General features: G+C 66.3%; 5 protein-coding genes. 2 read left to right on the forward strand and 3 right to left on the reverse strand.

Annotated features, from left to right (window positions below):
• Nucleotides 1–1,377: AMP-binding protein (locus tag ACR2JA_RS17305; protein WP_434010313.1), on the forward strand; the 1,377-nt coding region annotated here is incomplete at its 5' end.
• A 22-nt stretch (nt 1,378–1,399) separates the two neighbouring features.
• The gene (locus ACR2JA_RS17310) at nt 1,400–1,792 is read left to right on the forward strand and encodes a RidA family protein (RefSeq protein WP_434010314.1); all 393 of its coding nucleotides are present in this window, start codon (nt 1,400–1,402) and stop codon (nt 1,790–1,792) included.
• A gap of 95 nt (nt 1,793–1,887) precedes the next feature.
• On the opposite strand, the gene ACR2JA_RS17315 is transcribed toward ACR2JA_RS17310, so the two are convergent.
• From ACR2JA_RS17315 to ACR2JA_RS17325, 3 genes are all read right to left on the reverse strand, one after another.
• Nucleotides 1,888–2,973 (reverse strand): OmpA family protein, encoded by a 1,086-nt coding sequence (locus tag ACR2JA_RS17315; RefSeq protein ID WP_434010315.1) that lies wholly within the window; start codon nt 2,971–2,973, stop codon nt 1,888–1,890.
• 77 nt (nt 2,974–3,050) lie between these two features.
• Nucleotides 3,051–6,272 carry a hypothetical protein gene (locus tag ACR2JA_RS17320; RefSeq protein ID WP_434010316.1) on the reverse strand — a complete coding sequence of 1,074 codons (3,222 nt, stop codon included), beginning with the start codon at nt 6,270–6,272 and terminating at the stop codon, nt 3,051–3,053.
• 53 nt (nt 6,273–6,325) lie between these two features.
• Nucleotides 6,326–8,233, reverse strand: a complete 1,908-nt coding sequence (locus tag ACR2JA_RS17325) for an SdrD B-like domain-containing protein (protein WP_434010317.1) — start codon at nt 8,231–8,233, stop codon at nt 6,326–6,328.
• Between the last annotated feature and the right edge of the window lie 99 nt (nt 8,234–8,332).

Consider the following 8,332-nt stretch of genomic DNA (forward strand, 5'->3'; position numbering starts at 1 on the left):
GTGCTGCTGCGCGGCGGCAACTCGGTGGCCATGGCGCTGGCCTGGCTGGCGGTGGTGCAGAGCGGCCTGATCGCGGTGGCCACCATGCCGCTGCTGCGCGCCACCGAACTCAAGGCGATCATCGACAAGTCGCAACCGTCGGCTGCGCTGTGCGATGTGAAACTGCAGGACGAGCTCAAGGCCGCACTCGCGTTGAGCCCGGACACGGCGGGCCTGCCACTGCGCCTGTTCAATACCGGGGATGCGGCACCGGTGCTTTCCAACTCTATGGAGGCGCTCGCGAAGCAGCACAGCGACCAGGCCACGCCCTGCCCCACCAGCGCCGACGACGTCGCGTTGCTGGCCTTCACCTCCGGCACCACCGGCAGCCCGAAAGCCGCCGTGCACACCCACCGCGACGTGTTGGCCGCCTGCGAAACCTGGCCGCGCCACGTGCTGCGCGCCACGCCCGATGACATCGTCATGGGTTCGCCGCCACTGGCCTTCACCTTCGGCCTGGGCGGCCTGCTGGTGTTCCCGATGTGGGCGGGCGCGTCGGTGTACTTCCCGAGCATCCCGTACACGCCCGAGGCCATGGTCAAACTCATTGGCCAGGTCGGCGCCACCATCTGCTACACCGCGCCCACCTTCTACCGGCAGATGGCCGCGTTCGCGAAGCAGCACGGCATCGGACGGTTGCGCCTGAGCGTGAGCGCAGGAGAAGGCCTGCCCGACGCCACGCGCCAGCTGTGGAAGGAAGCGAGTGGCCTGGAGATGCTGGACGGCATCGGCGCCACCGAGATGTTCCACATCTTCATCTCGGCCGCACCCGAAGACGTGAAGCGCGGCGCCATCGGCCGCGTGGTGCCCGGCTACCAGGCCAGGATCGTGAACGAACAGGGTGAAGAACTGCCCCGCGGACAAGTCGGCCGGCTGGCGGTCAAGGGCCCCACCGGCTGCAAGTACCTGGACGACGCGCGCCAGGCCAATTACGTGCAGGGCGGCTGGAATTTCCCCGGCGACGCGTTCAGCCAGGACGAGGATGGCTACTTCGTCTACCAGGCGCGCACCGACGACATGATCATCACCGCCGGCTACAACGTGGCCGGGCCCGAAGTGGAAGCGGCCCTGCTGCAACACCCGGCGGTGGCCGAATGCGGTGTGGTGGGCAAGCCCGACGACGAGCGCGGCATGGTCATCCTGGCCTATGTGGTGCTCAGGCCCGGCCAGGCCGCCGATGCGACCCAGGTCAAGGCGCTGCAGGACCATGTGAAGCACACGCTGGCGCCCTACAAGTACCCGCGCGAAGTGCGTTTTGTGCCCGCCCTGCCCCGCACCGAAACCGGCAAGCTGCAACGCTTTGCGCTGCGCAAAATGGCCGCTGATGCCGGTGCCTGAACTTCAAAGAAAGAACCAACCCATGCAATTCCTGCAACCACCCGGCTGGGCCACCCCCAAGGGCTACGCGAACGGCGTCGCCGCCAAAGGCACGCTGGTGTTCGTCGGCGGCCAGATCGGCTGGAACGGCGATCAGCAATTCGAGAGCGACGACTTCATCCACCAGACCAAACAGGCCCTGCTGAACGTGCACGCCGTGCTGGCCTGCGCCGGCGCCGGCCCACAGCACATGGTGCGCATGACCTGGTACATCACCGACCGCGACGAGTACAACGCCCGCCTGCGCGAGCTGGGTTCGGCCTACCGCGACGTGATGGGCAAACACTTCCCGGCCATGACCTGCGTCGAAGTCAGCCGGCTGGTGGAGACGCGTGCGAAGGTCGAGATCGAGGTGACGGCGGTGGTGCCGGAGTGATCGCTCACAACGCCGACACCGGGGGTGTGAGCCCATGAAAAAACCGCCGGGGCGCGAGCCTACGGCGGTTTTTGTTGCCCGCTGGGTCGGGTGGCTTACTTGATGCCCACCACCTCGATCGCCACGCGCCGGTTGGGCGTCAGGCAGACGGTCTGCTCGACCTTGGGCGGTTTGGTGCTGCATTCCACCACCGGCTCGCGGTTGCCGCGGCCCGTGGTGCTGACCTTGTCGGCCTTGACGCCCATGCTGTCCAGGTAGTCGCGCACGGTGTTGGCGCGCTGGAGCGACAGGGCATCGTTGTAATCGGTCTTGCCGTAACGGTCGGTGTGACCGGTGTAGGCGATGGACTCGATCTTGCTGTATTTCTTCAGGCTGTCGGCCACTTCGCGCAAACGCTCCAGGCCACCGGGCAGCAGATCGCCGCGGCCGGCCTTGTTGAACTTGAACAGGGCATCGCCGAGCAGGGTGATGTTTTCTTTCTGCACCACCGGTGCGGGTGGCGGTGCCACCGGTGTGGGGGCCGGCACGGGCGCTGCCACCACCACCGGCGCAGGCGCAGCACAGGCGCTGGCCTCTTCACCGGCGCGGCGCACCGCGTCTTCGGCCATGGCCACGTGCGGCGTGGCCTGGCGCCAGCCGGTCTGCTCTTCGGCATGGCCTGCGCGCACCAGCCGCACTTCGGCACAGGCCACGGTGCGGGCGGTGCACTTGAGGGTGTTGGCATCGCCCTTGAAGCCGCTCAGCCGCGCCCAGAGGTCGTCGCGCAGCTTGCTGCTTTTGGCCACCAGCGGCGTGTCGTAGCCGGCCTTGGCCGACTTGTCGGCTTCGAGGGCCTGCACGATCTTGATGGACTCGTGCAGCGACTCTTCCACGTAACCCGTGCGGTCGTTCTCGTGGTACTGGGTCTTGGCCGTGTCGAGCCAGCACTGGGCCTTGGCCAGCGAATAGTTGCTCTGCGGCACACCGGCTTCGTTGAGCGCGCGCAGGCGCTGCTGCACCGCTTCGAGCGTCTTGCGGTCGCCGAGGATGCGCTCGTCGGTGATGCGCGCAGCCTGCGGCACGAGACCGGTGGACTGGGCCGCGGCGGCGGGCGTTTCGTCTTTGGTCTGGAACGGCCCGCTGGCGCAACCGGCCAGGGACAGGGCAGCGACGAGGAGAGAAAGAGAAAAGGAGGTTCGCATGGCAGTGTGGAGTGCGGGAGCGCGGCCGAACGGGATACGGGGAGCAGAGCAGAGGGCAGTCATGACCAGGCCTCGCGTCAGGGTTGGGCCGGCGAACCGGACGACAGGGTCTTGTTCACACCCGCGTCTTTGCCGCGGAACAGGTCTTCGTCGAACTTGTAGCGCAGACCCAGCACCCAGCCCTGGTTGGTGTACTCGCTGGAGATGTCCTTGTCGCTGAAGCCGCGCCAGTTGTAGCCCAGCGTGGCCCAGAGGTTGTCCATCACCACGTAGCCGACCTCCAGGCCGTAGGCGTATTGGCGGCTACCGCCCGAACCCTGCAGCACACTGAACAGGCCACCCACCGTCCAGCGGTTGGTGATGTCGTAAGTCACGCGCGAGCCCAGCAGGGTGGCGCTGTAGTTGTCACGCACCGTGCCCAGCAGCAGCTCGTCCACACGCTTGTGCGCCACACGACCCGAGACCCACCAGGGGCGGCTGGGGTGGTAGTTGGCGCGCAGGCTGGCGATGCGCACATCGCGGTCGATGGCGTCGGTGCCAGCGGCGTATTCGTTGCGCAACTCCAGCGTGCCGAGCGCGTCGAAACGGTTGCTGTCCACCGGGCGGTAGGCAAATCCCACCTGGAAGCGGTTCTGGCGCGTGTCCGAGCCAGCGGCCGTGCGCGGCTGCACCTGGTTGAAGTAGTCGCGCGCCAGCAGGGTCCAGTCACGGTCCAGCTTGCGCGCCAGGCCGAGGGTGACGAGGTGGTTGGTGTTGTCCTGGTCCTGGCGCCATTCGACGCGGCCAGAGCCCTTCCACAGTTCGCTGCCGGTGTATTCGAGGCCCACACCGGCCGCCTTGGCATTGCCGGCGGTGCTGGTCAGGCGCTCGACGTTGGTGACCAGGCGCAGACCGGGCCGGATCATCCAGCCGTTGCGCAGACCCAGGGCGGCCTGGACGTCTTCACCCGAACCGCTGTCGCGCACGCGGTATTCGCTGTAGACCGAGCCGTCCTGCATGTACTGCGTGTCGATGCCGAACACGAAGGCGGTGGCGGCTTCGCCCACACCGAGGCCGTAGGCACCGCCGAATTCGCGGCTGCGCTCGTAACGTCCGTACAGACGCGTCTTCTCGGCCACGGCCCAGTCGGCGCCGATGCGGTACAGGTTGGTGCCGTCGTCGCCGATTTCGCGCTGCAGTTCACCGTTGAGGGTGAGGCTGTCGGTCATCTTGTAGGCGGCGCGACCGAACACCGAGGTGCGGTCCAGGTCTTCGGTGGCGGTTTCGATGGTGGTGAGGTTCGACCCCGAACACACCACCGGCAGACCCGTCACGGGGTCGATGGTCTGGTTGCCCACCTGGCTGATGCCAAAACCGGTGTTGTAGCCGGTGGTGGCGGTGGTGCTGTTGGAACAGTTGCTGGCGGTGGAGCGCACCAGGCTGGCTGCGTTTTCCTGCACTTTGCGCACGCCACCGCCGATGGTCAGTCGGTCGGTGATCTGGTAGTCGGCCCCGAGCGAAAACGCCTTGGAGTCGTTGTCGATGCCCGGCGTGGTCACCGTGGGATCGATCTGGTCCCGGGTCTGCAGGTATTCGCCGTTGACGCTGAGCTGGGGCGAGACCTTGTAGGCGGCAGAAAGGCCCAGTTCCGTGCGGCCCCCGGTGATGCCGGCGGCGGTGTTGTTGAAATCTTCGCTGGCCTTGGCCACGTAGGCGCGGCCGCGCAGCTGCTCGTCGCTGTGGCGCAGCTCCAGCCGCGCAGCGCCGCCGCTGAGCTCCCCGCTCTTGCCGTCAAACGCAGTGCTGGTGTTGGTGTTGAAGCCGCTGGCGTCGTTGACCACGCTGCGCGTGCCGGCGATCTCGGCGATCAGCTCGGTCTGCGGGCTGAGCTTGAGGTGCAGGTTGGCGCCCGCCACCGTGTACGGCGCCTGCGGGTTCTCGTCCTTGGCCACCGACACGCCCAGGCTGAGCTTGTCGGTCAGGGCCAGTTTCAGATCGCCGCCGTAGACCAGAAAGTCGTCGCCGCCCTGATCCACCTCGTAGGTGATGCGGATGGTGACCGGGTTGAGCTGGTCGTCAAAACTGGGCACCGGCGCACGGAACACGATCTGCCCGCTGAAGGGCTCGAATTCGTAGTCGCTGGACCGGGTGAGCTGCGTCGACTTGAGGATGACCGTGGGCTGGTTGCGGTCGCGCACCACGATCTGGACTTTTTCCGAACCGGTCACGCCGTTCGGGTTGGACACGCTGTAAGGCCCGGACACGCCGCGCGCCGGGAACTCGTCGATGACCTGACGCAGGGTGTCCTGCGCCACGAAGCCGTTGGCCGTGACCTTGCCCTCTTCGTAACGGCCTTGCAGACCATTGAGGGAGCGGCTGTACTGCCCAAGTGAACGGGCGAGGTTGTCGTCCTTGGTCGTGTAGTCACCGTACAGCAGGAAGCTGCGGTGGCGGTCCACGCGCACGTACAGCTTGCTGGAGCTCTGTGCGTCAACGCCGCGGATGCTCGCATCGCCGTACACCGGGTAGAAGGCGTTCGGGTCCACCTCCTGGAAGAGCTGGCGGTCGGTGTCCTTGTCGGAGTCGTAGGCCAGGGTGAGCAGGTACTCGCCCTTGATCTTGCCTTTGAGGTACAGCGCTGCACGCGCACCGGCGCGGGTCTTGCCGCCGTTGAATTCTTTTTCGAACCCCTTGAGCTCGGTGTCGAACGCATCGTCTTCGCGCACCGGGACGATGGCCGACGGGTCGAACCGGTCGGAGCGCAGACGGCCTTCGATCAGGCCGACGGCGATCATCTCGCGCAGTTCGGGCACGTAGCGCACGGTCACCGCTTCGCTCACGCCCTTGACGGACACGCGCAGTTTCACGGCCTCGGGCTTGTAGGGCGCGATCAGCTTGAACTTGAGCACACCATTGGCGGCAAGGGACTGGATGCCCGGTGCGATGCGGTCGATGTCACCCTTGTCGGCAGCAGACTCGGACGTGCGACGTCCCGGCAGCAGGATGCGGGCCCCGCCGTCGACCTCCACCGTCACATCCACTTCACCGGTCACCGCGCGACCGTTCTTGTCCTTGAGCGTGACGACCACGTCGGTTCCGCCCACGCCGTCGGCCGGCAGGTTGTCACCCGCCACCTGGACCTGGATGCTCTCGACCGGCGAGGCCAGGCGCTGCAGGAACGACGTGAACGGGCGCGGTCCGATCCCGGCCTGTCCCGAGGTCTCGAACACGCTGCCCGCTTCAGGCGCGTCGGCGCTGGTGGTGTGGTCTGCCACCTGGGCCCATGCAGCCGTGGTCAGCAAGGTGGCTGCGATGGCCACAGGGGTCTTCTGGATCACTTGGTTCAAACGCCCATGCTGGAGTGCGAAGGTTTTCATTGCGCCGCCCCCCCGGTGGCATTGGCACCGTTCTGGCGGGTGGCGGGCATGATTTGCTGCAGAGGCGATTCACCGCCAGGCTGTATCCGGTACACCGGCCCCTTCTCGGCTTCGGGGCTGGCATCGCCGCCCTGCGCGCGGCGGGCCTTGACCTGGTCCAGCACCTGAGGCGAGCACGAACCCTCGACGAAGTCGGCCCGCGCCATCTCGCCACCCTTCATGTCGACAAAGATGCTGTTGCCATCGCCCGCGTTGCGGTTGCTCGACGGCAGCAGACGTGCGCCGAGCGGCAGGGTCTTGCGGTCGACCTTGATCACGTGGGTTTGCGGCTTGACCCCGCAGACGCTGTACTTGCCTTCCGCGTCGGTGATCACGTACGAGCCGTCCAGCATGACCAGGCGCACACCCGGGATGCCGATTTCACGCGAGCCACCGGCGTTGTTCTGCACGTGGTTGCCGTCGCAGTCGCTGTAGACCGTGCCGACGATACAGCCTTCGTTGCTGAAGACGCCGCCTTGCACGTTCACCTTGAAGGCTGCGGTGTTGGAGCGGACCGTACCACCGGCGGTGGTGAAGATCGCGGTGGCACGGTTGGTGCCGTCCCCCTGTTGAGACCCAACGCCCAGGCGCACGAAATAGGTCAGTTCCACTTGGGCATTGGCGGCCATGGCGCCGATGCTGAAATTCAGCGAACGGGTACCGGCACCCGCCGGGTCCGGCAGGGCGGCGCCACCCAGACGCGCAGTGCCCGGGATGTAGCGGAAGCCTGCAGGCAACATGTCCGCCACCGTGACAGTGGACGCAGGGACCACACCGTTGGTGATGCGGATGGTGTAGCGCATCGAGTCGCCCACTTCGGCCACATTCTTGTCACCCACCTTGCTCACCACAGGCGACGACACGGGATCCAGCGGGATGTGGTTGTTGAAAATCTCGCCAGGCGCTGTGAAGTCGTAGCTGAAGCTGGTGTAGTAAAGGGTTCCTGGCAGCCCATCAACACCCACGGCCGGCGCGGTGCCCTGCGGTTGAATGTTGGTGATCACGCCCCCCGGGACAATCAGCGTGCCCTGCGGCGGTGCAACGCCACCCAGCACGGCCGTGCTCGTCTTGTAGCCCACCGGCGTCGACACGATCGACAGGCTGTAGACACCCGGCGGAGGCGAATTGACGAACAGGAACTGGTACACGCCAGACACTGCATCGGTGACCACCGTGTTGGTTCCACCCAGCAGGTGGGTGCTCGGAACAAAGCCGACCGGGCCATTGAGTTGCACCGTCACGCCGCCGACTGGCTGACGTGAAATGGCGTCGTAGATCACACCCTGCGGATCGATGGGCAGATTCTGTTCGATGGTGTTGTCACCGTCGTACAGCGTGATGCCCTGAATCACACCAGAAACCGTACCCGCCATGGGACTCGTCGCCGCCACGGTCACGCCGGTCGAGGGCTGACCATTGAGCGTGGTGGCTGCCTGGTTGTACGGCGTGCCGATAACGACGTTGCCCAGCGGATCCAGGAAGCGCAGCTGGTAACCACTGCCAGGGTACAGACCTGTGATGGTGTACTGGCCATTCGCACCCGTCGTGGCCGATCCCACCACCACCGTACTGCTGCCGGTGACTTGCAAAAGCTGCACCTGATACCCAGGCAGACGCTGTTCACCGATGTCATACAGGCGGTCGCGGTCCAGATCGTAGTAGACCGAGCCAGAGATACTGGCAGAGGGTGGCAGCGCTGCACCATTCTCCGTGTCGGTGTTGTTGGCCGGGTTGCTGTCAGGCACCGTGCTGGTACCCACCAGCGCCGTCACCGTCGCACCCGTGGTCGTCAGCGGCACCGTGATCGGCGCGCTGCTCACCGTCTGGCCCGGGGCCAGCGTCACCGGCGCCAGCGTCGTGGTCACGCCGTTGACCACCACCACCGGGGTGAAGGTCACCGTCGCGCTGCCGTTGTTGCTCAGGGTCACCGTCGTGGTCACCGTGCTGCCCACTGCACCCGAGGG

Source organism: Hydrogenophaga sp. (assembly GCF_051007235.1).
In the GTDB taxonomy this organism is placed as follows: Bacteria; Pseudomonadota; Gammaproteobacteria; order Burkholderiales; family Burkholderiaceae_C; genus Hydrogenophaga.

Coding starts and splice junctions, on each gene's coding strand:
- ACR2JA_RS17310 (WP_434010314.1), top strand. CDS start 1,400: ATGCAATTCCTGCAACCACCCGGCTGGGCCACCCCCAAGGGCTACGCG.
- ACR2JA_RS17315 (WP_434010315.1), bottom strand. CDS start 2,973: ATGCGAACCTCCTTTTCTCTTTCTCTCCTCGTCGCTGCCCTGTCCCTG.